This is a genomic window from Methylobacterium sp. A52T, from assembly GCF_053346095.1.
Map to the genome: position 1 here is coordinate 26836 of NZ_JBKFBI010000001.1, position 26538 is coordinate 53373.

At 67.5% G+C, this 26538-nt stretch carries 29 protein-coding genes; 19 read left to right on the plus strand and 10 right to left on the minus strand.

Annotated features, from left to right (window positions below):
* Positions 1-49 precede the first annotated feature (49 nt).
* The 11 genes from ACLBYE_RS00135 to ACLBYE_RS00185 all read left to right on the plus strand — a co-directional run bounded on the left by ACLBYE_RS00135 (position 50) and on the right by ACLBYE_RS00185 (position 9139).
* The gene (locus ACLBYE_RS00135) at positions 50-553 is read left to right on the plus strand and encodes a hypothetical protein (protein ID WP_447692529.1); all 504 of its coding nucleotides are present in this window, start codon (positions 50-52) and stop codon (positions 551-553) included.
* Positions 550-1836 carry a DGQHR domain-containing protein gene (locus ACLBYE_RS00140; protein ID WP_447692530.1) on the plus strand — a complete coding sequence of 429 codons (1287 nt, stop codon included), beginning with the start codon at positions 550-552 and terminating at the stop codon, positions 1834-1836. Before ACLBYE_RS00135 ends, ACLBYE_RS00140 begins: the two co-directional genes overlap by 4 nt.
* A 118-nt stretch (positions 1837-1954) precedes the next feature.
* Positions 1955-2479, plus strand: a complete 525-nt coding sequence (locus tag ACLBYE_RS00145) for a hypothetical protein (protein ID WP_447692531.1) — start codon at positions 1955-1957, stop codon at positions 2477-2479.
* A 97-nt stretch (positions 2480-2576) separates the two neighbouring features.
* Entirely contained in the window at positions 2577-4217 is a 1641-nt protein-coding gene (locus tag ACLBYE_RS00150) for an AAA family ATPase (protein WP_447692532.1), read from the plus strand.
* Positions 4218-4228: 11 nt separating this feature from the next.
* The gene (locus ACLBYE_RS00155; protein WP_447692533.1) at positions 4229-4471 is read left to right on the plus strand and encodes a hypothetical protein; all 243 of its coding nucleotides are present in this window, start codon (positions 4229-4231) and stop codon (positions 4469-4471) included.
* A 161-nt stretch (positions 4472-4632) separates the two neighbouring features.
* Positions 4633-4812, plus strand: a complete 180-nt coding sequence (locus tag ACLBYE_RS00160) for a hypothetical protein (protein ID WP_447692534.1) — start codon at positions 4633-4635, stop codon at positions 4810-4812.
* The gene (locus ACLBYE_RS00165; protein ID WP_447692535.1) at positions 4805-5230 is read left to right on the plus strand and encodes a hypothetical protein; all 426 of its coding nucleotides are present in this window, start codon (positions 4805-4807) and stop codon (positions 5228-5230) included. Before ACLBYE_RS00160 ends, ACLBYE_RS00165 begins: the two co-directional genes overlap by 8 nt.
* A 270-nt stretch (positions 5231-5500) precedes the next feature.
* The gene (locus ACLBYE_RS00170; RefSeq protein ID WP_447692536.1) at positions 5501-6919 is read left to right on the plus strand and encodes a DUF3987 domain-containing protein; all 1419 of its coding nucleotides are present in this window, start codon (positions 5501-5503) and stop codon (positions 6917-6919) included.
* Between the two features lie 130 nt (positions 6920-7049).
* Entirely contained in the window at positions 7050-7244 is a 195-nt protein-coding gene (locus ACLBYE_RS00175; RefSeq protein ID WP_447692537.1) for a hypothetical protein, read from the plus strand.
* Between the two features lie 286 nt (positions 7245-7530).
* Entirely contained in the window at positions 7531-7797 is a 267-nt protein-coding gene (locus ACLBYE_RS00180) for a metal-sensing transcriptional repressor (RefSeq protein WP_447692538.1), read from the plus strand.
* Positions 7798-7804: 7 nt separating this feature from the next.
* On the plus strand, positions 7805-9139 hold the full coding sequence (locus ACLBYE_RS00185) for an MFS transporter (RefSeq protein WP_447692539.1): 1335 nt from the start codon (positions 7805-7807) through the stop codon (positions 9137-9139).
* A gap of 50 nt (positions 9140-9189) precedes the next feature.
* On the opposite strand, the gene ACLBYE_RS00190 is transcribed toward ACLBYE_RS00185, so the two are convergent.
* From ACLBYE_RS00190 to ACLBYE_RS00225, 8 genes are all read right to left on the minus strand, one after another.
* The gene (locus ACLBYE_RS00190) at positions 9190-9939 is read right to left on the minus strand and encodes a DUF4396 domain-containing protein (RefSeq protein ID WP_447692540.1); all 750 of its coding nucleotides are present in this window, start codon (positions 9937-9939) and stop codon (positions 9190-9192) included.
* Positions 9936-10682 (minus strand): MauE/DoxX family redox-associated membrane protein, encoded by a 747-nt coding sequence (locus tag ACLBYE_RS00195; RefSeq protein WP_447692541.1) that lies wholly within the window; start codon positions 10680-10682, stop codon positions 9936-9938. The genes ACLBYE_RS00190 and ACLBYE_RS00195 overlap by 4 nt, the downstream gene beginning before the upstream one ends.
* Positions 10683-10715: 33 nt before the next feature.
* A complete protein-coding gene (locus ACLBYE_RS00200) occupies positions 10716-13889 on the minus strand; it encodes an efflux RND transporter permease subunit (protein WP_447692542.1) in 3174 nt (1057 codons plus the stop codon).
* Entirely contained in the window at positions 13886-15454 is a 1569-nt protein-coding gene (locus ACLBYE_RS00205) for an efflux RND transporter periplasmic adaptor subunit (RefSeq protein ID WP_447692543.1), read from the minus strand. Before ACLBYE_RS00205 ends, ACLBYE_RS00200 begins: the two co-directional genes overlap by 4 nt.
* The gene (locus tag ACLBYE_RS00210) at positions 15451-15861 is read right to left on the minus strand and encodes a FixH family protein (RefSeq protein ID WP_447692544.1); all 411 of its coding nucleotides are present in this window, start codon (positions 15859-15861) and stop codon (positions 15451-15453) included. Before ACLBYE_RS00210 ends, ACLBYE_RS00205 begins: the two co-directional genes overlap by 4 nt.
* An 81-nt stretch (positions 15862-15942) precedes the next feature.
* On the minus strand, positions 15943-16377 hold the full coding sequence (locus tag ACLBYE_RS00215; RefSeq protein WP_447692545.1) for a hypothetical protein: 435 nt from the start codon (positions 16375-16377) through the stop codon (positions 15943-15945).
* Positions 16378-16465: 88 nt separating this feature from the next.
* Positions 16466-16666, minus strand: coding sequence for a heavy-metal-associated domain-containing protein (locus tag ACLBYE_RS00220; RefSeq protein WP_331304694.1), 201 nt, complete (start codon positions 16664-16666; stop codon positions 16466-16468).
* Between the two features lie 67 nt (positions 16667-16733).
* On the minus strand, positions 16734-18869 hold the full coding sequence (locus ACLBYE_RS00225; protein ID WP_447692546.1) for a heavy metal translocating P-type ATPase: 2136 nt from the start codon (positions 18867-18869) through the stop codon (positions 16734-16736).
* A 65-nt stretch (positions 18870-18934) separates the two neighbouring features.
* Between ACLBYE_RS00225 and ACLBYE_RS00230 the strand changes: the two genes are divergently transcribed.
* The 6 genes from ACLBYE_RS00230 (at position 18935) to ACLBYE_RS00255 (ending at position 23555) form a co-directional block, all read left to right on the plus strand.
* Complete coding sequence (locus tag ACLBYE_RS00230) at positions 18935-19357, plus strand: MerR family transcriptional regulator (RefSeq protein WP_447692547.1); 423 nt, start codon at positions 18935-18937, stop codon at positions 19355-19357.
* Between the two features lie 109 nt (positions 19358-19466).
* Positions 19467-20426: a cation diffusion facilitator family transporter gene (locus ACLBYE_RS00235; RefSeq protein ID WP_447692548.1), complete on the plus strand. Its 960-nt coding sequence runs from the start codon at positions 19467-19469 to the stop codon at positions 20424-20426.
* 7 nt (positions 20427-20433) lie between these two features.
* Positions 20434-21120 carry a transporter gene (locus ACLBYE_RS00240; RefSeq protein WP_447692549.1) on the plus strand — a complete coding sequence of 229 codons (687 nt, stop codon included), beginning with the start codon at positions 20434-20436 and terminating at the stop codon, positions 21118-21120.
* A gap of 15 nt (positions 21121-21135) precedes the next feature.
* Complete coding sequence (locus ACLBYE_RS00245) at positions 21136-21873, plus strand: response regulator transcription factor (RefSeq protein ID WP_447692550.1); 738 nt, start codon at positions 21136-21138, stop codon at positions 21871-21873.
* Positions 21870-23204, plus strand: a complete 1335-nt coding sequence (locus tag ACLBYE_RS00250) for an ATP-binding protein (RefSeq protein ID WP_447692551.1) — start codon at positions 21870-21872, stop codon at positions 23202-23204. The genes ACLBYE_RS00245 and ACLBYE_RS00250 overlap by 4 nt, the downstream gene beginning before the upstream one ends.
* 96 nt (positions 23205-23300) lie before the next feature.
* Positions 23301-23555 (plus strand): hypothetical protein, encoded by a 255-nt coding sequence (locus tag ACLBYE_RS00255; RefSeq protein WP_447692552.1) that lies wholly within the window; start codon positions 23301-23303, stop codon positions 23553-23555.
* Between the two features lie 207 nt (positions 23556-23762).
* Here the strand turns inward: ACLBYE_RS00255 and ACLBYE_RS00260 are convergent, their stop codons facing one another.
* Both ACLBYE_RS00260 and ACLBYE_RS00265 read right to left on the minus strand, forming a co-directional pair.
* A complete protein-coding gene (locus ACLBYE_RS00260; protein ID WP_447692553.1) occupies positions 23763-23999 on the minus strand; it encodes a hypothetical protein in 237 nt (78 codons plus the stop codon).
* Positions 24000-24160: 161 nt separating this feature from the next.
* Positions 24161-24391, minus strand: a complete 231-nt coding sequence (locus ACLBYE_RS00265) for a hypothetical protein (protein ID WP_447692554.1) — start codon at positions 24389-24391, stop codon at positions 24161-24163.
* Between the two features lie 369 nt (positions 24392-24760).
* Between ACLBYE_RS00265 and ACLBYE_RS00270 the strand changes: the two genes are divergently transcribed.
* Both ACLBYE_RS00270 and ACLBYE_RS00275 read left to right on the plus strand, forming a co-directional pair.
* Positions 24761-25066, plus strand: a complete 306-nt coding sequence (locus tag ACLBYE_RS00270; RefSeq protein ID WP_447692555.1) for a hypothetical protein — start codon at positions 24761-24763, stop codon at positions 25064-25066.
* 123 nt (positions 25067-25189) lie between these two features.
* Positions 25190-26533, plus strand: coding sequence for an efflux RND transporter periplasmic adaptor subunit (locus tag ACLBYE_RS00275; RefSeq protein ID WP_447692556.1), 1344 nt, complete (start codon positions 25190-25192; stop codon positions 26531-26533).
* The last annotated feature ends 5 nt before the right edge of the window (positions 26534-26538 follow it).

Consider the following 26538-nt stretch of genomic DNA (forward strand, 5'->3'; position numbering starts at 1 on the left):
TCAAACCAAAACGCAATGAAAGATAGCTCTGCTTGTTGGGAGGCAGCGGTTGGACACTAAAGTTTGGTTTGAGCTGGTGAATGAGATAAAACTCCACGAGGAGAGTTTTGTTTTATATCCCAAGATGTGGGATCGATATGGCCCGCCCATTGGCTTAACGTGGAGCAAAGTCGAATTTGTGGAAGCGGCTCGCTCAAGTCTCCCGCAATCGGGTGGATTGTATGCGTTTGCTATAAGAGCGCCAAACCCAGATTTCCCTCCCAATAGCTATTTATTTTATATCGGCGAGGTCGGCGCGACCGGCTCGGCAAGCCGTACATTCCCGACACGTTTCAATGAATATTTGCGCGAACTTCGCATCATGACAAGGCCCAAGGTAGGTTATTACTTGCATAAATTTTACGGATACATAGATTTTTACTACTGTCCGATAGATCATTCTACTGTCGACATAAAGGCTTTGGAATCAAGGCTTATTACGTCACTATGGCCGAAGGCGAACGTCAAAGACTTTGACGCGAGCATACGGCCGGCCAGGGCTGCCTTCTCATGACGCACGAACCAATCTATCTGCCGTCCATTTTTGCTCAAATGGGTGACTGGACGTACTTCGCCACAGTCATGACGTTCGCCGATCTAAGTGAGAGAGTTCAGTACGCCGATGAAGTAAATCAGGTTCGTGTAAATCGTGAGCTGTCAGACCTTATCCAGCGCTCCCTTAACGGGCCTCGCTCCGACCTTATTTCACAATACCTGACGACTCATGATGACAGGTTCTTCAATTCACTTGTTGTTGCAGTTTATGGAGGAGAGCCAACATGGTTGGAACTCGGAATAGACGCATCGCTCAACGCCGAAGGATTGAACGCTGTTCCTGAGTGGACACGCTCCGCCTTCGGCTTTCTTCATCTGAGTGGCGAGGAGAAGCTGTTCGCGCTGGATGGACAGCACCGGTTGGCAGGTATTAAAAAGGCTATTACTCAAAACACGGAATTGGGCTCGGAAAAGATATCGGTCATATTTGTCTCTCACCGTGCTGACGAAGCTGGTAGAAAGCGGACGCGCAGGCTGTTCATCACTTTAAACAAGACGGCTGTAAAGGTAGGAAAATCAGATATTATTGCACTCGATGAATCTGATACCTATGCCATTATAACTCGGAGACTTGTCGAAACACATCCTTATTTTAGTCGAGGTCAAGTACGCATCAAGTATGGTCAAGCTAATTTGTCGTCTGAGGACAGCACGCATTTCACGACCATCATCAAGCTATATGATTACGTCTGCACCATCCTTGGAAATATCGTGACGGGCTCGGACCGCGATGCCCGTTTAGAAATGAAATATGTCCGGCCATCTGATGCAGATCTGAACAAGTATTATCAGAGGACGGCGCGTTTTTTCGAATTATTAGTCAGCGAAATTCCTGAGTTATCAGCATATTTCACAGCGAACGGTGACGCGGCTAGGGAAATCCTAGCCAGGGAGCGTCATACAAACAAGAATATTCTTTTTAGATCGGTGGGCCTTGAGGTGCTGCTTAGGGTCATTCGCAAGCTGAAGGGTATAACGGGAAACTGGGAAGATGCGGTCCGAGTTGCCGCAACCGTGCCAAGAAGGTTTACCGACGTGCCATACAGGAACGTTATATACAGCATGTCGGAGCAGAAGATCATCGCTGGTCGTGTCGTCTTAACCGCTAATTTGCTGCTGTACATGTTGAGAGCTGAGGAGCAGACTGCACAACTCAAACAGAAGTATGCCGAGGCATTGGGAACGCCCGTTGATGACACCAGGCTTCCGAGAAGGCTCCCTGTGTCGCCGCTCCTGAGCTAAGGGTGAAGTAGCCATCCCCACAATCGGGGCGATCCAGGTGGAGCATGGTCCGGATGCCCGCGGGGTTCTCAGGTGCGAGCTGAGATCATAGGCCGCATAATAGGTTTCGCGAGCAATCATGGAGATCATTCTGCAGTACATGAACCCCGATGCTTGGCCGGCTCCCGCCGGCTGGGTGGTCGTGGGCCACGTCGAGGGAAAGGCGTTCGCATACGATGAGGCTCGGCATCCGCATTTGATTGGTGAGGGCGGTGCCCAGCCCCTCGACCCAGTTCTCGTTAATCGAGCTTTGGCGCCTGCTGTCGAGGCTGCGGCGACGCGATTGTTCCCTGAAGGGTGGAGCTACGCCCTCGCGGAGGCCTTCGGGCTGAACCGGCGTTCGCTGCAGCGGGACCGCATCGCGAGGAACGGTCTGCATCCGAACGTCCTTCAGGAGCTCGGCGCCATGGCCTGCCACGACGATGCCGAGGGTATCGGGCGGCTGGCGTACGCCCTGGCCTGGTACGCCGACCGATGCTCCGACCGCGACCACCCGGCTGACCGGCTGGACGATGCGGAGCAGGGCGCGCTCAACGCCCTAAACGGCCTCCGCCGCGTCCGACGCGGCCGCGTCACGAAGCCGGACGGGGATACAGACAAGTGAGGGGTGCCCGTTAACCTTTTCCTGGGCTCGCCCTGCTAGAATGGACGCTTTCCAGCGCTGAGAGGCTCGTGCCGCTCGCGCCGACCCGGATGTACCGATGACGACCCCCCGCGCCCCCAGCGCGCCTCCGACGCTGCGCGAACTCCTCTGCGGCGCCGCTCTCTTCGGCGGGACGGCCCACGAGGACCTGTACTTATTCTTCAGCCACACTTGGCCCGACGTAATGTGCGGGAATCGCCACGGGCTCTACAACGCCGTCGGCTGCTCCTGGCCCATGACCGAGCTCCTGTTCGGTGTGTGGGACGCCACCGCCAGGATGATGGAGGAGCGGGGCAAGCAAACGCGCGTGGCGAGGAGAGTATTTCAGACGCAGTTGCTCGTCGCCTTCAGGTTGCTGCGCGACATGCTTGACGCGCGCCTCGCTGAGGACATCGAGCTAGACTGGGCGCATGGGCTGCCGTCGCCGCTGGATGACCTGCGCGGCCGCCTCGCCTTGATCCTCTACATGCTCGGCGAGGCGAGCGTCCTCGACGAGCTCATGAGGCTGCTGTGGTCGCATGCCAGGCGGTCTACGCCCGGCGACGGCTACGAGGAGCTCTTCGCGGCGGCCCTCGGCGCCTCGATCCTGGACGGCTCGTATCGGTCGCGGCACATCCCCGGGACCGACCTCATCGACGTCCTCGCCCAGTGGCGCGAAGAGGGGCGTGAGGCATTCGCCCTCGTGGCGAACCTCAAGCGGCAGGCCATCTGCGGTGCCGTCACCGAGGCGCTCACGGGCGAGAAGACCGCGCCGCGGCCGGAGCCGGTAGCCAAGGTAACGGAGGCCCGCGAGGAGCCTGCCGCCTCGGAGACCGAGGCGAGCCCCAGCGTCGTGGTCGTGCCTCGCATCGGCGGAGGCGGCAAGGGGCAGTCCAACAAGGACGCTGCGGCGGAGCTCCAAGTCATCCTCGGGGCGCGCCTCCCGCTCTACGCGTTTCCGTCGGACCGCCGCGTCCTCGTCGAGGGGGCCTCTGTCGATGCGCCGCACGCCCGCCTGTTCTTCGAGCGCCTCGTCGCGCTTCAGGACACACGGGAGCACTGGGCACTCCCGCCGATCCTCGCCCTGGGCGCCCCAGGCGGGGGCAAGACGACCGCCGTGGACGCGTTCTTCAGGCGGTGCGGCGTGCACGTGGAGCGGTACGCCTGCGACGGGTCGTCAGATTCGGCGGCGGCAGGTACCCCCCGGAGATGGCTCAGTGGCGAGGTCTCTCTCCCGCTCCGGGCCGCCATGACCGCCGGTCACGCGAACCCGGCCGTCCTCTGGGACGAGGTCAACCGCGCTGGCGGCAATCGCCAGGGCAGCGGCGGCACGCTGCGGGACGCGCTGACGAGCCTCCTGGAGCCGGAGAACGCGCGCCGATACCGAGACCCCTTCGTCGAGGCCGAGGTCGACATCAGCCACGTGCTGCACGTTGCGACTGCCAACAGCCTCGACGGCATCGCCTCGCAGGTCGTCGACCGGTTCGTCGTGCTGGAGTTTCCCCTGCCGACGCGGGAGCATCTGCCCGTCCTCGCCCGCCGCATGGCCCTTGAGGTCGCCCGCCGCCAGGGCCTGCCGGACGACCATGGGGAGCTCGACCGGGCGGAGATCCAGGCCCTGTCCCAGCATTGGCCGGGGGGCAGCCTGCGGTCGCTCAAGAAGCTCGTCGAAGTCGCCATGCAGGTGCGCATGTCGGCCCCGTGGGCAACCCGGCATTGATGGAGGCGGGCATGACGAAGCGACAGCACGCCCCCGTCCTCGACTACCTGCTCTCCACCCTGCGGGCGCACCGCGCGACCGGGCGTATCCATTTCGACGTTGCCGTCGGGCTCGACGCCTACAGCAGGCACGTCATGCGGCTGGCCGACGAGCGTGCCCTCTCCGGACCCGAGGCCCTCGTCGCAGCGAACCGGGCGGTCACCATGGCGCTCGCCCTGCCGCAGCTTCCGGATGCGCGCCGGGAGCCCCGGTGACGGACGTCTACCGGTGCCTCGCACGGCGGACGGCGCCCTGGTGATCCATGAGGGCGGCCGCGTCGTCGAGCACGCGTTCGCGTTGGCGCTCCGGAACGTCACGTTCCGCGTCTCGGCCGCAGGCGTCGCGCGCATCCGGGCTCGCCGTAAGCGCGAGTTCGTTGCTCGCCAAAACCGGGCCCGTCCCGGCCGCCGGGCAGCGGGTCCGGTTCGACCCCTACCGCGCCCCCGATTTCCTCCTCACCGATGGCGGCCCGATCAGCGCGGCCGCCCTCGTCTGGTTCCTCGCCGCCGGCTCGTATTGGGCCGTCCCCATCCCATCGGAGCGTCCCCATGCGTAGCGTCCTCGCCACCCTCGCGCTGATCAGCGCGGCCGCCCCTGCCGTTGCCGCCGAGCTCTGGCCCCAGCCGGATTCGGGATGGCAGTTCTCCCTGGTTGTCCCCGCCGGGCCCGGCCGGGAGCGCTACGGGCAAGTAGATGCCGACCCGGCGCCCCCGGGCGGGTGGACCATCACCGTCACATGCGGCCTTCAGGACAGCCGCACCGGTCGGGCGCTCTCGCGCGTCGTCGGCAGGGGCACATCAAACCGGGGATTGGCCCCCGGATTTGGGGGGCAGTGGTCGTGGCTTGGCGGTGGCGGCGGCTCGTTCGTCGTCACGCAAAGCCTGCGCGACCCCGAGAGCCTCCACCTGCCCGGCGAATTCACCGCCCCGGAGTGCCCCCGTCGAGGCACGGGTGACCTGTCAACTGGGGACTGATCGGTCACAAGGTACAAGCTCAGGGACGGAGGTCTGCTCCAACGCTTGTGCTACGGCTGCTACAATGCTACAGCCTTGAGTGCTTTTTGCTACAGTTGCTACAAATGCTACAAGATGGATGTCTGGGCCTGCGACGTAGCAACGTAGCAGGCGTAGCATGTGGAGTGTTCAAACTCAGAGCAGACCTTGCGATACAAAACGGCTGAGTCTCGCAGTTTCCTCATATACTCTGAACGTGAACCTATCCCTCAAAGATCGTAGAAGGCTGTCATGGAAGACTATGCAGACGATTTTGATGGGGATTTGACTGCTGCCGGGTTACCTTTGCCTCTCACGCCAAAGGCGTCCCCTAGTATTCCGTTCGAGACTGACGCGCTCGGGCCACTAAAAGAAATATCGGTCTCATTGTCTCAGCAACTTCAAGTGCCCGTTGAATTAGTAGTTCCTTCCGTATTGTCTCTTACGTCACTTGCTGCACAAAATCACGCAAAGGTTTTGACACCTCTTGGGATTCAATGTCCGATATGTTTGTATTTTATCCGAGTTCTAGAGCCAGGAGCCAGAAATTTACTTGTCGACAATTACGTCTTTCAAGATCTGCGAAATTATGAAAGACAAATTCGAGACAATCTCATCCAGCGCGAAGAAGAGAAGAATGCCCGAGCCGATAACCCGGGTCGAATCGACGTACATCAAATTGCATTACAATCCATGTATCATTTGTCCGGATTGTCATTTGACGCATTCATGAGATTGTCCCAATCATTACCCGATACGTCTCTTTATGAGTCAACAGACATCAGTCAATTTACCGCTAATGCGAGAGGCGTTCTTAATCGAGCTCAAGCTCAGCGCATCGATAACATCAATAAGCTTTGGAGAGGCGATGATATTATTATAATGCAGGGCCAGAGAGTGCAAATTCTGGGCGATAAAAAACTAAGCCTGAAATTTGAAATACCAGAGCCCGCCGCCATAGAGAAGCTTAGGACTGACCAGTTGGGAGCAATCGACTTACTTTCAAAATCTCTTGTGAGCTGGCCCGGTAATCGATTAGGCGATCGTAGACACTACGAAGTTCGTCGCGAGGATATTTTGGGCCTTGCACCATTTCATAATCGCATAAGAGAACTTCTGTCGGCCGAAGACACTCTCAGGCGTGGCCCAGACGCTAAAACTCTTAATATCGAAACGGACGCCTTAAATTTGTTATTTTGTATTATCAGTGACATGGAAGAAGGTTCGGGCCCGGGCAATAATAATGAGCCCATAAGATGTTTCACTGAGAATGCCGCCGAAATCATTTGTCGCATTTCGAGTGTCCTTACCATTTACCAAGATGAGACTGCAACAAGCATCAACTCAGATACAATGGCGTGTGGATGCGGGCTATTTCTTTATTATTCCAATGAGTTGAGAAGATTGCAAAGTGTTTGCGCGGTCGAAAAAAAGATTACTGACGCAGAGAAATTACTTATATGGCTAAGAAAACAATCTGAGAAACAAATCAGCGAAGATTTGCCAAGATATGTATTATTGAGACATCTTCTTCAGTATGGATCTCCGCGAATGGTAAAAAAAGAAGCTGAGGTAGCGCTTGCGATTTTAGAAGATCACCAATGGATATACCGACAAGAAGGGGGCAAAAAAATTTACGTTAAATACGGGCCGATACCGGCAAGAAGGTAGTTAGAGCGGCATCCAATCAGGTTGCATCGTATCATGCAGCGGCAAGGTAGGCTCGACATTCATTTGGCGCGAAGCGGGTTATGCTGCGTCGGCCGGGCTGCGCATCGTAGAGGGAGACGATTAGGTCGGCTTGCGCCTCGATCTGGCGCGAGCGCTGATCGCCGCCCGTCGGCTTGGGCTCGACGTGGCCCTCACGGGCGAAGCGCTCACACCACCGACAGGCGCTCGCCAGGCTGACCCCAAAGCGTTCGGCAGCTTTGTGCCGGAAGGCGCCCGCCGCGACGGCACCGACCACGTGCTGATGCAGATGGACGGACAGGGCTGAGGATAGTGAAGGAGTAGCGCGGGCTGCAGGGTCTCGCGATAGGCGTTGATGCCATTCTCAGGCAGGTTATGGAGGAGTTGGTCGAGCGTCGGAACGTCGGCAAAGCGCAAGCCAAGGCTGCGGTAATAAGGCGCCTCGGGCTGACCCGGCATGACTAGGCCTATTGCGTTTTCCCAGATCCCGGAAGGGCAAACGCTTTTCGACAACGACTACGTTCTGTCGGAGCGACAATCTTCATCGTTGGTAGTATTTGCTTCTATCCCCTCCTGGGGGATAGGATCGGGCGATGAAGCACGCCTCTCATCCGGACATCGTCAAGCGCCTGAAGCGCGCCCACGGCCACCTCGCCGGCGTCATCGCCATGATAGAGGGGGGCCGTCCGTGCCTGGACCTCGCCCAGCAACTCCACGCGGTGGAGAGCGCCGTCACCAACGCCAAGCGGGCACTGATCCACGATCACATGGAGCATTGCCTCGGCGAGGGCGTCGACGGCGGAGGCAAGGCCGCGCGCAGGGCGCTCGCCGAGTTCAAGGCCATCGCGAAGTACCTGTGAGGCCGGCATGCTGAGCGTCCTCGCGAACCGCACCTACCGGCACCTGTTCGCGGCGCAGGTCATCGCCCTCGTCGGCACCGGCCTGCTGACCGTCGCCCTCGGGCTATTGGCCTACCGGCTGGCCGGGGCGGACGCGGGCGCGGTGCTGGGCACCGCTCTCGCGATCAAGATGCTCGCCTACGTGCTGGTCGCGCCGGTGGCGCAGGCCTTCGTCGCCCGGCTGCCCCGGCGCGCCTTCCTCGTGGCCACCGACCTGGTCCGCGCCTGTGTCGCCCTGGCGCTGCCGTTCATCGACCAGGTCTGGCAGGTCTACGTGCTGATCGCGGTCCTGCAGTCGGCCTCGGCGGCCTTCACGCCGACCTTCCAGGCCACCATCCCCGACATCCTGCCGGACGAGCGCGACTACACCCGGGCGCTGTCGCTCTCGCGCCTCGCCTACGACCTGGAGAACCTGCTCAGCCCGGCGCTCGCCGCCGTGCTCCTGACGGTCATCGACTTCCACGGCCTGTTCGCCGGGACCGTCGTCGGCTTCCTCGGCTCGGCGGCGCTGGTCCTGACCACGACGCTCCCGACCCCGAAGCCGCCGGACCGCCAGGCAGGGGTCTACGACCGGACCACCAGGGGCTTGCGCATCTACCTCGCGACGCCGCGCCTGCGCGGGCTCCTCGCGCTGAACCTCGCGGTGGCGGCGGCCGGCGCGATGGTCATCGTCAACACGGTGGTGACCGTGCAGGCCATCCTCCACCGCCCGCAGGAAGACGTCGCCCTGGCGCTCGGCCTGTTCGGCGGCGGCTCGATGGTCGCCGCCCTGCTGCTGCCGCGCATCCTCGACCGCCTGTCCGACCGTGCCGTGATGATCCCCTCGGCCGCCCTTCTCGGCCTCGTCCTGCTCGGGTTCGCCGAGATGTCGTGGAGCCGCGGCCTTGGCTGGATCACCCTCCTGGAGACCTGGCTGGTCCTCGGTATCGGCTACTCGGCGGCGCAGACCCCGACGGGACGCCTGCTCCGGCGCTCCGCGTCGCCCGACGACCGGCCGGCCCTGTTCGCCGCCCAGTTCGCGCTCTCGCACGCCGCCTGGCTCGTGACCTACCCGCTGGCCGGCTGGCTCGGGGCGACGGCGGAGATGCCCGCCACCGCCGCGGCGCTCGGACTCGTCACGCTCGCCGCGACCGCAGCGGCCCTGCTGCTCTGGCCGTCCGACGACCCCGAGACCGTCGAGCACGCTCACCCCGAACTCGACCCGTCCCACCCGCACCTGGCGGCGGCGCACGGCCACGGCCATGCCCACGCCTACGTCATCGACGACCTCCATCACCATTGGCCGTCGGGACGCCCTGGTTAGAGAGTCCCCGCACGCCGTCGTCGCCGGCCTCCGGCACCTCCGGAAAGGCTTCACATCCGTTCCTTGATGCCGGCGCTCATGAGCCACCAGTTCAACGGATAGCTGGTGAGGAATCCCGCTACCATCGCGAGCTGCATGGCGAACCAGGACTCGACCGAGTTCACCGGCGCCGCACCTCCCGCCAGACCCGGGTAGAGCCGGAACTGCACGAGCGCCATCAGGCCGTACATGCCGACCTGCCACGAGATCAGCGACAGGGTGTCGGCCTTGATGGCCGCGATCAGCCCCTTGCCGGGCGAGAGCCCCCGCATCGGCACGATGGCGAAATACTGGAACACGATCCCGAGCGCGTAGGCGAAGACGAAGTCCAGCACCCAGACGGCGTACATCTTCTCCTCGAACAGTGCGTGCCAGCCGAACCAGACCGCCACCGCCGGCACCAGGAAGGCCAGCCACTCGGCGGCGACGTCCCCCAGCATGCAGCCGCTGCCGCAGTGGAGCGAGCCCTTGCCCACCATCGCCGGGAACGGCGTCTCGGTCATGTTCGGGGGCTTCTCGTCCCGCTCCATGGCGTTGTGGTGCGCCTCCATCGTGGCGAGCCGCCCGTAGCGGAAGTAGGCCCAGACCACGGCCAGCGTGCCGAACAGAGCGCAGACCGGCCAGACGACGTTCATCACCGCCATGTGCTGCGGGTGCCGGATCACCTGCACCGACAGCAGGAGCGAGCAGGCGGCCCCGAGCAGGAGAGACGCGACGGAGAGGGCATGGAGCCAGCCCGGGGCGGCGAAGGCGGCACTCAATGGTGCACCGCCAGCATCCAGAGGGCCATGGCGACCATCATCACGTTCTCGGTCAGCGAGACGAAGCCGAGCGGCACCTTGCTCGACCCGCCCACGCAGGCGCACTTGATGTCCCGCTTGTCGACGTAGACCGCCTTGAACACCGAGACCGCCCCGACCGTGCCGATAAACAGCGCCACGGGGATCGAGATCCAATTCAGGGCGCCGGCCACCATCAGGACGCCGGCGATGCCCTCCAGGAACGGGTAGGCGTAGGCGTAGCGCACCCAGCGCCGGCCGAGCAGGTCGTAGCCCAGGAACATCGACGAGAAGCTCTCGACGTCCTGCAGCTTCAGGACGGCGAGCACGCACATGCTGAAGGCGATGAACCACTCCGCCGCGCGCATCGTGAACGGCGTGCCGTAGACGGCGTGGCTCGCCGCGAGCGCCATGAGCGCCGTCATCGAGAACACCGCGATGACCGGCACGTAGGTCGGCTTGTTCGGGTCGTTGGCGGCCTTGCCGAAATGGCGTTGCAGGTCGTCGAAGCCGCCGACGCGCTCGCCGTTGATGAAGGTCTGCGGCGTCGACTTGACCTGGTGCTCGTCCTTGAAGCGGTCGATCTCGTAGCGGGTCGTGAGGAAATGGTCCTCGACCGCGAAGCCCTTGCGTTCGAGGAGGTCCTTGGCCTTCAGGCCGTTGGGACAAGTGTGTTCCGGGGTCACCATCCGATACAGGACGGCCTTGCGGGCGGGCGACGACATGGACGGTTCCTTCGATGCAGGTTGGGGGTGTCGCTACTCGGCGGCGGCCCGGTGACGCGTCGGCTCCTCGACGGCCTCCGCCCGGGCTTGGTTGCCCGGCGGCAGCGTCCAGCCCTTCACGAGTGCGTAGACGGCGGGGATCACGACGAGGGTCAGCGCGGTCGAGGAGACCATGCCGCCGATCATCGGCACGGCGATGCGCTGCATGACCTCCGAGCCCGAGCCCGTGCTCCAGAGGATCGGGACGAGGCCCGCCATGATGGCGACCACCGTCATCATCTTGGGCCGCACCCGCTCGACCGCGCCGACCATGATGGCGCGGCGCAGGTCCGCCCGCGTCGGGGGTCGGTCCTCACGCGCGCACCCGGCCCGGACCTCGTCCCAGGCATGGTCGAGGTAGACCAGCATGATCACGCCGGTCTCGGCGGCCACGCCGGCGAGCGCGATGAAGCCGACCGCCACCGCCACCGACATGTTGAAGCCCATCCACCAGAGCAGCCACACCCCGCCGACCAAGGCGAAGGGCAGCGACAGCATCACGATGAGCGTCTCGGTCAGGCGCCGGAAGTTCAGGTAAAGGAGCAGGAACACGACGAGCAGCGTCAGCGGCACCACGATCCGCAGCCGCGCCTCGGCCCGTTCGAGGTACTCGTACTGCCCGCTCCACTGCAGCGTCGTGTCCTGGGGCAGCTTGACCCCGTCGGCCACGGCTTGGCGCGCCTCGGCCACGTAGCCGCCGAGGTCGCGGCCGGCGATGTCGACGAAGATGTAGACCGCGAGCTGCCCGTTCTCGGTGCGGATCGAGGTCGGTCCCCGCGTGAGCTCGACCTTGGCCACCTCGCGCAGGGGCACGGTGCCCCCGGCCGGCAGCGGCACCTGCACCTCGTCGGCGATGGCGCGCGGGTCCGAGCGGAAGGCGCGCGGGTAGCGCACGTTGACGGTGTAGCGCTCGCGGCCCTCGACCGTGTTCGTCACGGCCTGCCCGCCGAGCGCCGTGGCGATGACGTCCTGCACGTCGCCGACCATCAGGCCGTAGCGGCCCAGCGCCTCGCGGTCGGGCGCGATGTCGAGGAAGTAGCCGCCGATCACCCGCTCGGCATAGGCGCTCGACGTGCCCGGCACCGCCCGGACCACGGCCTCGACCTGCCGGGCGACCCCCTCCATCGCCTTCAGGTCGGTCCCGAGCACCTTGATGCCGACCGGCGTGCGGATGCCGGTGGACAGCATGTCGATGCGGGCGCGGATCGGCTGCGTCCAGGCGTTGGACACGCCCGGGAACTGCAGCGCGGCGTCCATTTCCGCCTTGAGGCTGGCGAGGGTCACCCCGGGCCGCCACTCCGCCTTCGGCTTCAGGGCGATGACCGTCTCGAACATCTCCATGGGCGCCGGGTCGGTGGCGGTGTTGGCACGCCCGGCCTTGCCGTAGACCGAGGCGACCTCGGGGAAGGACTTGATGATCCGGTCCTGGGTCGCGAGCAGCTCACCGGCCTTGGTCACGGAGATCCCCGGCAGCGTCGTCGGCATGTAGAGCAGGCTGCCCTCGTCGAGGTCGGGCATGAATTCGGAGCCGAGTTGCCGGGCCGGCCACACGGTCGCCGCCAGCACGCCCACGGCGAGCAGGATGGTCAGCAGCCGCGCCCGCAGCACCCCGGCGATGAGCGGCCGGTACAGCCAGATGAGCAGGCGGTTGAGCGGGTTGCGGTGCTCCGGGACGATCCGCCCGCGCACGAACAGCACCATCAGCGCCGGGACGAGCGTCACCGAGAGGAGCGCCGCCGCCGCCATGGCGAAGGTCTTGGTGTAGGCCAGCGGTCCGAACAGCCGGCCTTCCTGGCTCTCCAGGGTGAAGATCGGCAGGAAGCTCACGGTGATGACCAAGAGCGAGAAGAACAGCGAGGGTCCAACCTCGCTCGCGGCCTCGACCAGGATCTCGACGCGCGGCTTGCCGGGCGGCGCCCGCTCCAGGTGCTTGTGGGCGTTCTCGATCATCACGATGGCGGCGTCGATCATGGCGCCGACCGCGATGGCGATGCCGCCCAGGCTCATGATGTTGGCGCCGATTCCGAACGCCTTCATGCCGGCGAGCGCCATCAGGATGCCGACCGGCAGCATCAGGATGGCCACCAGCGCGCTGCGCACGTGGAGCAGGAACGCGACGCAGACCAGGGAGACGACCACGCTCTCCTCGACCAGCGTGTGCCGCAGGGTGTCGATGGCCGCGTCGATGAGCTGGGAGCGGTCGTAGACCGGCAGGATCTCGGTGCCGGGGGGCAGGCTCTCCGCCACCTCCGCGAGCTTCGCCTTGACGCCGTCGATGACGCTCAGGGCGTTGGCGCCGAAGCGCTGCAGGACGATGCCGCCGGCGACCTCGCCCTCGCCGTTCAGCTCGGCCAGGCCGCGCCGCTCGTCCGGCCCGAGCTCGACCCGGGCGACGTCCCGAACCCGCAGAGGCGTGCCGCCGGAGGTCTTCAGCACGATGTTCTCGATGTCGGAGACGCCCTTCAGGTAGCCGCGGCCACGCACCATGAACTCGAATTCCGAGAGCTCGACGGTGCGCCCGCCCACGTCGGCGTTGCTCGCGCGGATCGCGTCCCGGAGCTTGTTGAGCGAGATGCCCTGGGCACGCAGCCGGTTCGGGTCGACGACGACGTTGTACTGCTTCACGAAGCCGCCGACGCCCGCGACCTCGGCCACGCCCTCGGCGCGCGAGGCGCCGAAGCGGATGACCCAGTCCTGGATCGAGCGCAGTTCCGCGAGCGTCCGTTCCCTGGCAACGACGACGTACTGGTAGACCCAGCCTACGCCGGTCGCGTCGGGCCCCAGCGTCGGCGTCACGCCGGCCGGCAGGCGGCTCGCCGCCGCGTTGAGGTACTCCAGCACCCGCGAGCGCCCCCAGTAGGGGTCGGTGCCATCCTCGAAGATCACGTAGACGAAGGACACGCCGAAGAACGAGAAGCCCCGTACCACCTTGGCCCTCGACACCGTCAGCATGGCGGTGGTCAGCGGGTAGGTGACCTGGTCCTCCACCACCTGGGGGGCCTGCCCCGGGTACTCGGTGTAGACGATGGCCTGCACGTCCGAGAGGTCGGGGATGGCGTCCAGCGGCAGCGTCCGCAGCGCCAGGACGCCGGCCGCGACGGCGAACACCGTCCCGATGAGAACGAGAACGAGGTTGCGGGCCGACCAGCCGATGAGGCGCGCGATCACGGCGTGCCTCCCGCGCTCAAGGCCTGCCGGTCGTCCTTCGGGGCCGCCAGGGACTGCAGCGCCGCCTTCAGGTTGCTCTCGGCGTCGATCAGGAAGTTCGCCGCCGTCACCACCCGGTCGCCGGCCGCGACGCCGTCGCGGATCTCCGTGTATCCCCCGCCGCGGATGCCGACCTTCACCGGCCGTGGCTCGAAGCGTCCCTCGCCCCGGTCGAGGAGCACGACCTGGCGCTCGCCGGTGTCGATGACGGCGCCGTCCGGCACGGCCACCACCGGCTTGGCGTCGCCGGTGGCGATCTCGACGTCGGCGTACATGTCGGGCAGCAGCGCGCCGTCCGGGTTCGGCAGCTCGATGCGCACCCGCGTCGCCCGGGTGTCGGGGTTCACCTGCGGGTAGATCACCGAGACCTTGCCGGCGAACGCCCGGCCCGGGGCCGAGCGCAGCCGCACGGTGACGGCCTGGCCCACGCGAACCGAGGCGAGGTCGCGCTCGGGCACGTCGGCCAGCACCCACAACGTCGAGATGTCGCCGATCCGGAACAGGGTGTCGCCGGCCGCCGCCTTCATGCCCTCGACCGCGGTCCGCTGCAGGACGAGGCCGTCCCGGGGCGAGGACCACGTGACCGCCATCGGCACCTTCCGGGTGCGCTCCATCTCGTCGATGACGGCCTCGGAGACGTTCAGGTTCTGGAGCCGGCGGCGCGCCCCGTCGAAGCCCGGGTTGGCGATCAACTGGGCCGCTGCCGCGTTGATCTCGGGCGAGTAGACGTGGACCAACGCCTGGCCCTTCCGGACGCGGTCGCCGGTGGTGACGTTCTCGACGTGGTCGACGTAGGCGTCGGACCGGGTCGCGATGACGGTCACCCGCCGCTCGTCGAGGGCGACCGTGCCGGGAACGCGCACCGGTTGCGCCACGATCCGCCGGTCGACGGTCTCGGTGCGCACGCCGGTGCGCTGGACCTTGCCGGGCGAGACGGTCACGACGTTCCCGCCCTCGTCCTCGCCCGAGTACACGGGGATGTAGTCCATCCCCATCGAGTCCTTCTTCGGCACCGGCGAGGTGTCCGGGAGCCCCATAGGGTTGCGGTAGTAGAGGATCTTGCGCTCGCCCCCGGCGGGTCTGGCCATCCCGCCCTGCGCCATGCCGGGCCCGGCCATCCGATGGTCGGACATGTCGTGGCCGGCCATGCCGGCGGGCATGGCCTCACCGTGGTCGGGGTCGTCGAAGCCGACGTCCTCGCCGGCGCGCACCGCCCGGAACCCGCGCCCGTCATCGGTGGCCATCATCGACGCCGAGTAGACCGGCTTCCCGTCCGGGTCCCGGTAGTACAGGACCGGACGGGCCGCCTTCGCCGGGGCCGGTGCGCGTGCCGCCGCCGGTCCCGTGCCGGCGGGAAGCCAGCCGACGACGCGCTCGCGCACGCCATCGACAAGCCCGGGGACGAGCTCGGACCGGGCCCGTTCCACGAATGCCGGCACGGCGGGGGTCCCGTGCCCGGCGACGTAGCCGACGCCCCCCGCCACGAATGCGGCGAGGGTTCCGGCGAGCCATGCCGACCGGCTCACTTGACGGCCTGGAAGACGAGCCGATCCTCGACCGTGCCGTCCTCGCCCTGGACCTTGGCCCCGAGCGACAGGCGCCAGCCGCCGGCCATCGAGAGCTTGGCCTTGAAGCGGTAGATGCCCGGCTCGGTCGAGGGCACCTGCTCCAGCTTGGTGACCATCTCCTCCATGCTGTCGGGGGCCATGTCGAGGCGCTTGGCGAAGATCACGGCGTCGGGTACCGGCTTGCCCGTGCGCTTGTCCACGAGGCGTACGGAGACGACGGCCTCGCCGACCTTCGCCACCTGCTGCACGAGCTGGAACTGGTAGTCCTTGATGTCCGCCCGGGCGGTCACGGTCAGCGCCGACGTCGACAGGACGGCGCCGAGCAGCGCGGCCGGCACGGCGCGCGCGAAGAGGTTCTTGGTCACGGGTGATGTCTCCTGAACGCGATGGATGGCGGCGCGCGGGCGCGCGGCACCGTGCCGGCGCGGGCGCCGGCGGCATCGGGTTCAGGCTCGGGGCGGCTCGGGTAACGGCGTCCCGTGCACGCTGGCGAAGGCCGCAGGCGCCGGCCAGGAAACGCTCGCGCGGGTGGCGACGGGCACCGGGACCGGGAGCGCGGCGGGGAGCAGCGACGCCACGCTCGCCAGGCACAGGGCCATCAGCGGGCAGCCCTTGGCGCAGTCCGGCTTGGCGGCCGGGGCCTTCGGGCAGCACGGCATGCCGTCCATGCCCATGCCCGCCATATCGACCGATCCGGCGTCGTGGTGACCCATGGCGGCATGGTCCATGTCGCCGTGGCCGGCCATGGCCGAAGCGTGGGGACCGTGGGCCATCGACGCGTGCATGGCCGCGGTGGCCGCGGGGGCGGCCACCGGCGACAGGGCGAGGCTGAGGACCGCCAGGAGCGGCAACAGTCGCCGGAGGGCGAGCCAGAAGATCACGAATCCAGGATGCCAAATTCCGGGCCGGCGCGGAAGTCCGTCCGGTAAGCTCGGGAACGGCGGATGCGCCGTTTGGTTGCGGCGAGCCTCAGGCCGGCTCGGCCGGGTAGCCGGCCTCGGCGATGGCCCGGGCGATCCGGTCGGCCGGGCCAGTGACGCCCGACACGGTCACGAGTTTCGCGCCGAGGTCGACCTCGACGCCGGCGTTCGGCTCGACGCCCTGGACGGCGCGGGTGACGGACTTGGCGCAGCCACCGCACCCCATCTTCTCGACCTTGAAACGATGCATGACGCACTCCTTCGGTTGACGTCACACGCAGATGGGGTTTCCCACCGTGGGAAGGTCAAGGGCCCGATCAGACCGTCCTTCCTTCCTGAAGCAGGCGGAGCGCATTCGCCGTCACCAAGACCGTCGCCCCGGTGTCCGCCAGGATGGCCGGCCACAGGCCCGTGACGCCGGCCACCGTCGTGACCAGGAACACGGCCTTGAGGCCGAGCGCGACGGCGACGTTCGTCCGGATGTTGGCCAGTGTCCGACGCGAGAGCTCGACCATGCGGGCCACGTCCCCGACGCGTCCGTGCAGGACCGCCGCGTCGGCCGTCTCCAGCGCCACGTCGGTACCGCCGCCCATCGCGATGCCGACGTCGGCCGCCGCGAGCGCGGGCGCATCGTTGATGCCGTCGCCGACCTTCGCCACGACCGCGCCGGCCGCCTGGAGTTCGCGCACGATCCCTTGCTTGTCCTCCGGCAGGAGTTCCGCCCGCGCCTCGATGCCGAGGGCGCCGGCCACCGCCCGCGCCGTCGCCGCGTTGTCGCCCGTCAGCATGATGGCGCCGACGCCGAGCCCGGCCAACCGGTCGATCCCGGACTTGGCGTCGGGCCGCGGTTCGTCCCGCATGGCGAGAAGGCCGGCCAGGGCGCCGTTCACCACCAGGGCGGCGACCGTCTTTCCCTCGACCTGGTAGGCGGAGATCCGTGCCTCCTGCTCCGGGACGAATGCCGCGCGTGCGGCGGCCTCGCGGGGCGAGCCCAGGAACACGTCGAGCCCGCCGACCTTTCCGGCGACGCCCTTGCCGCCGAGCGCGCCGACGCCGGACGCCGGGGGCATCGGCGCCCCGACCTCCGCGGCCTTGGCAAGGACGGCCCGGGCCAGCGGGTGCGAAGAGCCGCCCTCAAGCGCGCCGGCCAGCGAGAGCACGTCCCGCTCGGACCGGCCGAACGCCTCCACATCCGTCACGACCGGCTTGCCCTCGGTCAGGGTACCGGTCTTGTCGAAGGCCACCTGCGTGACCGCGGCCAGCCGCTCCAGCACGGCACCCCCCTTGATGAGGAGGCCCCGGCGGGCGCCCGCGGAAAGGCCGGCCGCGATGGCCGCCGGCGTCGAGATGACCAGCGCGCAGGGACAGCCGATCAGCAGGATGGCCAACCCCTTGTAGACCCACTCGCTCCAGGAGGCTCCGACGACGAGCGGCGGCAGCGTCGCGACCAGCGCCGCCACGGCGACCACGGCCGGCGTGTAGACCTTCGAGAACCTGTCGATCAGGCGTTCGGTCGGGGCCTTCGCCTCCTGCGCCTCCTCCACCAGGCGCACCACGCGGGCGATGGTGTTGTCCCGTGCGGCTGCGGTCACCTTCACGCGCAGGACGCCGTCGCCGTTGATGGTGCCGGCGAAGACCGCGTCACCCGCCTCCTTGCGCCTCGGTACGCTCTCGCCGGTGACCGGCGCCTCGTCGATGTCGCTCCCGCCGTCGATGACGGTGCCGTCCGCCGGAACGCGGTCCCCCGGCCGCACCATCACGACGCTGCCGACCCTGAGGCTCGCGGCGGGCACGGCTTCGGTCGTGCCGCCGCGTTCCAGGAGCGCCGTCTCCGGGACGAGGCCGGTCAGCCCGCGGATGCTCGCGCGGGCGCGGCCGGCGGCGACGCCCTCCAGCACCTCGCCGACGAGGAACAGGAAGACGACGGTCGCCGCCTCCTCGGTCGCCCCGATGACGGTCGCGCCGACGGCGGCGACCGTCATCAGCGTCTCGATGGAGAAAGGCGTCCCGTACCGGGCGGCCGAGACGGCGCGCCGGGCGACCGGCACGAGGCCGACCGCCATGGCCGCGAGGAAGGCCCAGCGGTCGGTCGCCGGGGCGACGTGGCCGAGCGCGTAGGCCACCACGAGCGCCGAGCCGCAGGCGAACGCCAACAGGGCCTTCGGCGCCCGCCACCACGGGATCTCCGCGACCTCCGCCGCCTCCCCTGCCTCCGGGTCCTCGGCGCCGTAGCCGAGCCCGCGCACCGCCGCCGCGATGGCCCGGACGTCGGTCCCCGGACCATGCCGGACGGTGAGCGTCTCCGTCGCGACCGAGACCTCGACCCGCTCGATGTCGGGGAGCCGCCGCACGGCGGTCTCCACCTTCGCCGCGCAGGAGGCGCAATCCATGCCGGACACGCGCAAGCGGGTCGGCGGGGCTTCGGTCCGGTCCAGGGTCGCTGCGTCGCTCACGGCGGTTGCCTTCCATCCCATCGGACAGGACCCTACTTCCTCCAGCGACTGTAGGAGCAAGCGCCGTGAAGCCCATCGCCATCGGGGAATTGTCGCGGCGCACCGCGGTGAAGGTCACGACGATCCGGTTCTACGAGGAGCGGGGCCTGCTCCCGAAACCGGTCCGCACCGATGCCAACCGTCGCACTTACGGGGAGGCCGACGTGCGCCGCCTGCGGTTCATCCGGCACGCGCGCGAGTTGGGCTTCGAGGTCGAGGACATCCGGACCTTGCTCGACCTGTCCGCCCATCCCGAGCGTCCCTGCGACGAGGCCGACGCAGTCGCCCGCAAGCACCTGTCGGACATCGACGACCGGCTCGCGCGGCTGAACGGTCTCCGGCAGGAAGTCCAGGCCATGCTCGACCAGTGTTCGGGCGGACCCGTCCGGGAATGCCGCATCATCGAGGTATTGGCCGACCATGGCGAGTGCCTGCACGACCGGCACTGACAGGCTTCTGAAGCGGGCACTTGCTTCTCCAGCGGCTGGAGGAGGTAGGAGGCGCTCCAATCGACTTCTGCAGCTCCCTCGGCCGCAGCGAGCCGCACCTGGAGCGGAGATGATGGGACACCACGACCATTCGGATCACGAACATTCCCATGACCACGGCGGACACGCCCACGGGCCGGGTCACTCCCATGCGCCCGCGAGCTTCGGCAAGGCCTTCGCCGTTGGCATCGCCCTGAACGTCGGGTTCGTGGCCGTGGAGGCCGCCTACGGCGTGCTCGCCAACTCGGTGGCGTTGCTAGCGGATGCCGGCCACAACCTGTCCGACGTGCTCGGGCTCGTCGTCGCCTGGGCCGCAACGGTCTTGGCGAAGCGCGCGCCCACGTCGCGCTACACCTACGGGATGAAGGGCTCGTCGATCCTAGCGGCGCTGTTCAACGCCGTGTTCCTGCTCGTGGCGGTCGGGGCCATCGCGTGGGAAGCGGTCCAACGCTTCGGCGAGCCAGCCCCGGTCGCTGGCAAGACCGTGATGGTGGTGGCGGCGGTCGGCATCGCCGTCAACGGCGCGACCGCTTGGCTGTTCGCGTCCGGCGCCAAGGGCGACATCAACATCAAGGGCGCCTTCCTGCACATGGCGGCGGACACGGCGGTCTCCGCGGGGGTGGTCCTCGCCGGCCTCGTCATCCTCTACACCGGTTGGGCCTGGCTCGACCCGGTGGTCAGCCTCGGCATCGTGGCCGTGATCGTCTGGAGCACCTGGGGGTTGCTGCGTGACAGCCTGAAGCTCTCGCTCGCGGCGGTGCCGCCCGGCATCGACCCCGATGCCGTCCGCCGTCACCTACGGGGCCTCCCCGGAGTTGCGGCGCTGCACGACCTCCACATCTGGCCGATGAGCACCACCGAGACCGCGCTGACGTCCCACCTCGTCATTCCGGGCGGGCATCCCGGGGACGCGTTCCTGATGCAGGCGGCGCACGACCTGCGGGAGAAGTTCGGGATCGGCCACACCACCCTGCAGGTCGAGACGAGCGCCGACAACGCGTGCGCCCTCGCCTCGGACCATGTGGTCTGAGGCCGGGATGCAGGCGTGGGCCTACACCCTGATCCCCGCCGCGGCCGCCATCGCCGGTGCCGCGGTCGCGGTCAACCTGCGGCCGGGACCCGTCCTGGTCAGCGCCATTCAGCACTTCGCGGCCGGCGTCGTCTTCGCGGCGGCGGCGGGCGAGATCCTGCCCGACCTGAAGCACGCGGGCTCGGCCGGGGCGACGCTCGTCGGCGGGGGGCTAGGGGTCGCGGCCATGCTGGCCGTGCGCAACCTTGAGAAGCGGGTCAACGGCCCGGTCGGGCTGATGGCGGTGACGGGCGTCGACATCCTCGTGGACGGCTTGGTCCTGGGCATCGCCTTCGCCGCGGGCGCCAAGGCCGGAATCCTGCTCACCGTCGCCCTTACCATCGAGGTGCTGTTCCTGGGCCTGACCGTCGCAAACGAGCTCGGCGAGGGCGGTGCGTCCAAGTGGAAGGTGGTCGGCTCGACCGCAGGGCTCGTGTTGCTCCTGCCGCTCGGGGCCTTGCTCGGCGGCCCGGTCGGCTCGATGCCCGCTCCCGTCCAGGGCGGCTTCCTCGCCTTCGGCCTGATCGCGCTCCTCTACCTCGTCACGGAGGAGCTCCTCGTCGAGGCGCACGAGACCGAGGACCGACCCTGGGTCACGGCGATGTTCTTCGCGGGCTTCCTGCTGCTGCTCCTCCTCGACGAGATGATCGGCTAGGGGAAGGTACGGACGGTGAGCAACACCCTCGATGCGACACCCGAGGCGGCCCATGTCCTCCTCGTCGAGGACGACGACGGCATGCGCGTGCTCGTCACCCGCATCCTGCGCGAGAGCGGATTCCGGGTCACGGGCTGTCGCAGCGGCGCTGAGATGTGGTCGTTCTTGCCAGGCCTCGCCGTCGACCTCGTGCTGCTCGACGTCATGCTGCCCGGGGCCTCGGGGTTCGACCTGCTGAGGGCCCTTCGCGCGAGGGGCACCGTACCCGTCATCATGCTGAGCGCCCGGAACGAGGAGGCGGACCGGGTGCTCGGGCTGGAGCTCGGGGCCGACGACTACGTCGCCAAGCCGTTCGGCCGGCCGGAACTCCTCGCCCGCATCCGGGCGGTGCTGCGCCGGACCTCCATCGCGCCGATGCCGGCGACGGCGCGGGCCGAGGTCATGACCTTCGCCGGGTGGCGGCTCGACCTGCGCAGCCGGGTCCTGACCGATCCCGAGGGAGCCGCCGTCGACCTGTCCGGCGCGGAGCATGACCTGCTGCTGGTCTTCCTCGAACACCCCGGGCGGGTGCTCGGCCGCGAGCAGATCCTGGAAATGAGCCGCGGGCGCCTGTCCTCCCCCTCCGACCGCAGCGTCGATACCCTGGTCAGCCGGCTCCGTCGCAAGCTCGAACCACCCGCGGGCGCGGCCCCGGTCATCAAGACCGTGCGCGGCTCCGGCTACATGCTGGCCGCCAAGGTGGAGCGGGCATGAAGGCCCTCGTCGACCTCGCCCGCAGCCTGGAAGGACGGACGGTCGCCGTGCTGCTGCTCGCGGTCCTCCTCGTCCACGGCGGGGCGCTCACGATCTATCGGCGCTCGGCCGCGGCCGCGGCCGACGAAGCCTTCGCGACGGAGGTCGCCCGGCAGCTCGTCCTGGCGCGCGAGGCGGTCCTGCGGCGCCCGCCGGATGCGCGCGCGACGGAGGCCAAGGCCCTTTCCTCGAACCATTTCGAGATCGGCTGGGACCCTCGTGGCCAAGCCCGGACCGCCACGGCGACCGATCCGGTCCTCCGGGACCTGCGCGACCGCCTCGTGGCACTCGAACCGGTCCTGGACCCCGGGTTGACCCTCACCTTGGAGGCACCGAACGAGCCGCTCCACCGACAGGACCTGCGCGGGTCGTTCCCGCTCCCGGACGGTGGCGCACTCACGTTCCGCTCGGCCCATGGGCCGAGCCTCAACCCGGTCACTCCATGGGCGTCGCTGGCGACGGCCATGGCCATCCTCGTCGGGGTGGCCGCCGTCGTCCTGATGCATCGCATCGCCGGCCCGCTTCGCGAACTGACGCAGGCGACCGGCCGGATCGGGCATGGCGCGGTCGTGCGGCTGCCCGAGATCGGTCCCGACGAGATGCGCGGCATCGCCCGGGCGCTCAACGCGATGCAGGACCGCATCCATCGCCTCGTCGGCGAGCGGACGCAGGCTCTCGCCGCCGTCTCACACGACCTGCGCACGCCGATGGCGCGGTTGCGCCTGCGTCTCGACCGCGTCGAGGACGAGGGCGAGCGTCGCGCCATGGCGTCCGACCTCGACGAGATGCAGGCGATGGTCGAGGCCACGCTCGCCTACCTTCGCGGCGACGCCGACCCGGAGACGCGCCAGGTCACCAACGTGGCGAGCGTCCTGATGGGCGTCGCCGACGCCTCGGCGGATGCGGGCCGGGACGTCGTCTTCGAGGGGCCCGCCCGGGCGCTCGCGACGGTGCGGCCGGTCGCCTTTCGCCGGGCGTTGGAGAACCTCGTCGACAACGGCGTGCGCTACGGGACGCGCGTCCGCATCGGCTTGCGAGTCGAGGGTGCGGCACTGATGCTGCAGGTCGACGACGATGGTCCCGGCATCCCGCCGGCGGAGATCGCCCGCGCCTTCGAGCCTTTCGTCAGGCTGGAGGGCTCGCGAAACCGCAACACCGGCGGGACGGGGCTCGGGCTGACCATCGCCAAGCGGGCCGTGGAGGCGGACGGCGGCTCCCTCGACCTGACCAACCGGGCCGGGGGCGGCCTACGGGCCGAGATCCGCCTGCCGCGGGCCGGCTCCGGGGGCTGACACACTTCGTCACGGACGCGGCGAACGGGAGACAACCGGCCCGGCTATCTCTGCCTTCGACGCGGCGGACGCCGCTAGGGTACGGGAGATGGACCGATGAAGCTCACGATGGCTGCCATTCTTGCCGCGGGCATGCTGGCCGGGGCCGCGGCGCCCGCCCTGGCCATCGACGGCCACGGCAACGCGTCGAACCCCGAAAGGGCGGTCCCGAACACCGGCAACGTCTCGGGCGGTCCGGCCCATCGCGACGACCCGCGTGTCCGCGAGGCGCAGGAGACGCGCCCCGACGGCAAGCCCGCGCATTTCGACGGCGACGGCCATGCCCACGGGCACAGCCACGGCAAGAAGTGACGTTCTGAGGAGGGCCGACCGGGACGGCGCGATGCGGATGCTGCCCCTTCTGTTCGTTTTCGCCCTCCTCGCGGCAGGCATCGGCTACGCGCTTGCGTGAACCGCGCCCGCACGGGACAAGGTTCACGGCGCGCATCCGCCCCTCAAGCGCGCCGTGGAAGGCCCGCTCCGGCGCAAGCCGGAGCGGTCACCTTCAACCCGACGGCTTCAGTCGTCGAAGTCGTGGTGGTGATGGTGATGCGGCCGCCCCTCGTGGAACCCACGGTCGTCGTACCGCCGCGGGTGGTGATGGCGGACGACGACGTCGTCGTGGTCGCCGTGGCGGTAGACGTCGACGTGCTCGTGCGGTCGGCGGTAGCCATAACCACCTTCGTAGTATTGCGCGGAAGCCGTCATTGGCGTGAACGCAAGGGCCAACGCCAAACCCGCGAGGAACGTCCTCATATGCCGCTCCGAAGCTGCATCCGAAAGCCGGGACGGTGGTCCGTACCGATTGAACGCGCCCTGAAATCGCCGTTCAGCGAACGGCAACCTTCGAAAGCCCCGTAACCGACAAGGGGCGCGAACCGGGGCCCACCCCGGTTCGCGCCCCTCCGGCACCGACCTCAATGGCGATGCTCTTCGACCACGGTACGCTCGTGGACATCCTCATGATGGTCATGCACCGCCGGACGGTCGCGATGGTGCTCCTCGACGACACCGTGGGTGTGCTCGACGTCGCGATGGCGGTCGCCGTGGACCGAAGCGCCACCGGGGCCGACGTCCACGTGCTGGGCGAACGAACTCGCCGGAACCATTGCAAGGGCTGCGGCGAAGGCAGCAATCGTGATCTTCATCGGAGGATCTCCCTGTATTGAGGTTGGGCCGGAAATGCGCACCGCCGTGAAACCGTTCCGGATTATTTCTGCTTGGTATCCGTGAAGGGCGGGACAGCACCGGTCGGTCCGCGCCTCCGGAAGATCTTCGTGAGGCAAGCATGGCGCGCCTCGCCAGGGGAGCCGAACGAGGAAATTCTTGGTCGTAGGGGAGAAGGCATCGTCTTCACCTTCCCGCGTCGGTGGAAAGTTCGTTCACGCCGAGTTCAACGGGACGGGTCGATGCCTTGTGCAATCCGGGGTGAATCGCACATAAGGCCGGAGATGGTTTCAGGGCGCGGACATAGCCGCCGGGGAGCGGTGCGAGGATGGTGGGCGTTCGCTGCCCGCATGCTCGCGCTCGTGCTCGCCCTGTCTTTGGTGTCGCCCCTGGCCGGTCTCGCGGACGACCTGGCCTACCACTCCGGCGGCCAAACCCACGTCACCGAGCTCGCGAGCGTCGACATCGCGCCCCACGCGGACGCGTCCGATCCCGGCTTGGCCAGCCATCTCCATTGCGGCTGCCATCAGGCTGCGCCCCTCACGACCGCCTTGGTGGAGCCGCTCTTCGACGGCGTGCGCCCGCGGTACGCCCGGCTGACCGTTGCCGTGTCCTCGGTTTCCCCGGATCGCATGCCGAGGCCGCCCCGCACCTGAGGTGACGCCGCGAAGGCACGCGTCGTCGACCCGGGGCTGACCGCCTCCGGACCGTTCCCCCACACCATCCAGCAGGACTGTTCGGCGCCCCTCGGCGCGCCGGGTCCTGGCCGAGCCGACATCATGCGCATCTTCCTGATCGCGGCCCTGGTGGCCGCCGGCGTCCTCGTGGGCGCCGTAGTCCCCTCCGTGTCCGGCTTCGTTCGCGGGCTCCTCGCCTCGGCCGGGCTGCCGCAGACAGCCATCACCTTCGCCGCCGGGCCTGGACCCGCATCCCCGGGCGAGCCTCGCCACGAGGCGGGTGACGGGCACGACCACGGCAAGGCGGCCGCCTCCGAGACCGGTGACGGCGGCGCCCGTGGCGAGCACGAACACTCAGAGGCCGAAGGCGAGGAAGGTCACGTCAAGATGACCGCCGAGCAGATCGAGGGCCAGGACATCAAGGTGGCCAAGGCAGAGGGCGGCCTGCTGTCGCGGCACATCCTCGTGCCCGGCACGATCACGACAGACGCCGACCGGATCGCCCGCGTGCCGGTCCGCGTCGTCGGCACCGTGTCCGAGATGCGCAAGCGCCTGGGCGACGACGTCAAGAAGGGTGAGGTCGTCGCCGTCCTCGACAGCCGCGAGGTCGCCGACGCCAAGAGCGAGTACCTTACCGCCATCGTCCAGTCCGACCTCCAGAAGGTGAACTTCGAGCGCCAGCAGAAGCTGCTGGCGTCCGCGGCTGCGTCCCAGGCGGCCTTCGACAACGCCAAGGCCACGTTCCAGGAAAACCAACTCCGCGTCGATCTCGCCCGCCAGAAGCTTTCGGCCCTGGGGCTGAACGCCGGCGAGGTCGCCGCCGCGCAGAAGCGCGACGAGACGACGCCCAACGCATCGACCCTGCGCCAGTACGAGCTACGGGCGCCGATCTCGGGCCGCATCGTCGAGCGCAAGGTCGACGTGGGCACCGCCGTCGGCAAGGAGGGCGACCCGGCCGACGTCTACACCGTCGCCGACCTCTCGACCGTCTGGATCGAGCTCGCGGTGCCGACCTCGGACCTCGACGAGGTCCGGGAAGGGGCCCGGGTCACCGTGAACCGCGGCGGCCGCAGCGAGCAGGGCAAGGTCGTCTTCGTCAGTCCCCTCCTGAATGCCGATACCCGGTCCGCCCGGGTGGTGGTCTCGCTGCCCAACAAGGACCTGTCCTGGCGCCCGGGGACCTACGTCACGGCCGAGGTGGAGACCGCGAAGGACCAAGTGCCGGTGCGGATTGCCAAGGCGTCGCTCCAGACCGTCGAGGGCAAGCGCGTCGTGTTCGTCCGGACCGACGAGGGCTTCGAGAAGCGCGCGGTCGAGCTCGGGCGCTCGGACGACGACGCCTACGAGGTCGTCTCGGGCCTCAAGGCTGGCGAGGACATCGCGGTCGCCAACACCTTCCTCCTCAAGGCCGAGCTCGGGAAGAGCGAAGCCGACCACGACCATTGAGGAGC

Coding starts and splice junctions, on each gene's coding strand:
- ACLBYE_RS00140 (WP_447692530.1), top strand. CDS start 550: ATGACGCACGAACCAATCTATCTGCCGTCCATTTTTGCTCAAATGGGT.
- ACLBYE_RS00145 (WP_447692531.1), top strand. CDS start 1,955: ATGGAGATCATTCTGCAGTACATGAACCCCGATGCTTGGCCGGCTCCC.
- ACLBYE_RS00150 (WP_447692532.1), top strand. CDS start 2,577: ATGACGACCCCCCGCGCCCCCAGCGCGCCTCCGACGCTGCGCGAACTC.
- ACLBYE_RS00155 (WP_447692533.1), top strand. CDS start 4,229: ATGACGAAGCGACAGCACGCCCCCGTCCTCGACTACCTGCTCTCCACC.
- ACLBYE_RS00165 (WP_447692535.1), top strand. CDS start 4,805: ATGCGTAGCGTCCTCGCCACCCTCGCGCTGATCAGCGCGGCCGCCCCT.
- ACLBYE_RS00170 (WP_447692536.1), top strand. CDS start 5,501: ATGGAAGACTATGCAGACGATTTTGATGGGGATTTGACTGCTGCCGGG.
- ACLBYE_RS00180 (WP_447692538.1), top strand. CDS start 7,531: ATGAAGCACGCCTCTCATCCGGACATCGTCAAGCGCCTGAAGCGCGCC.
- ACLBYE_RS00185 (WP_447692539.1), top strand. CDS start 7,805: ATGCTGAGCGTCCTCGCGAACCGCACCTACCGGCACCTGTTCGCGGCG.
- ACLBYE_RS00195 (WP_447692541.1), bottom strand. CDS start 10,682: ATGTCGTCGCCCGCCCGCAAGGCCGTCCTGTATCGGATGGTGACCCCG.
- ACLBYE_RS00220 (WP_331304694.1), bottom strand. CDS start 16,666: ATGCATCGTTTCAAGGTCGAGAAGATGGGGTGCGGTGGCTGCGCCAAG.
- ACLBYE_RS00235 (WP_447692548.1), top strand. CDS start 19,467: ATGATGGGACACCACGACCATTCGGATCACGAACATTCCCATGACCAC.
- ACLBYE_RS00240 (WP_447692549.1), top strand. CDS start 20,434: ATGCAGGCGTGGGCCTACACCCTGATCCCCGCCGCGGCCGCCATCGCC.
- ACLBYE_RS00250 (WP_447692551.1), top strand. CDS start 21,870: ATGAAGGCCCTCGTCGACCTCGCCCGCAGCCTGGAAGGACGGACGGTC.
- ACLBYE_RS00255 (WP_447692552.1), top strand. CDS start 23,301: ATGAAGCTCACGATGGCTGCCATTCTTGCCGCGGGCATGCTGGCCGGG.
- ACLBYE_RS00260 (WP_447692553.1), bottom strand. CDS start 23,999: ATGAGGACGTTCCTCGCGGGTTTGGCGTTGGCCCTTGCGTTCACGCCA.
- ACLBYE_RS00265 (WP_447692554.1), bottom strand. CDS start 24,391: ATGAAGATCACGATTGCTGCCTTCGCCGCAGCCCTTGCAATGGTTCCG.
- ACLBYE_RS00270 (WP_447692555.1), top strand. CDS start 24,761: ATGCTCGCGCTCGTGCTCGCCCTGTCTTTGGTGTCGCCCCTGGCCGGT.
- ACLBYE_RS00275 (WP_447692556.1), top strand. CDS start 25,190: ATGCGCATCTTCCTGATCGCGGCCCTGGTGGCCGCCGGCGTCCTCGTG.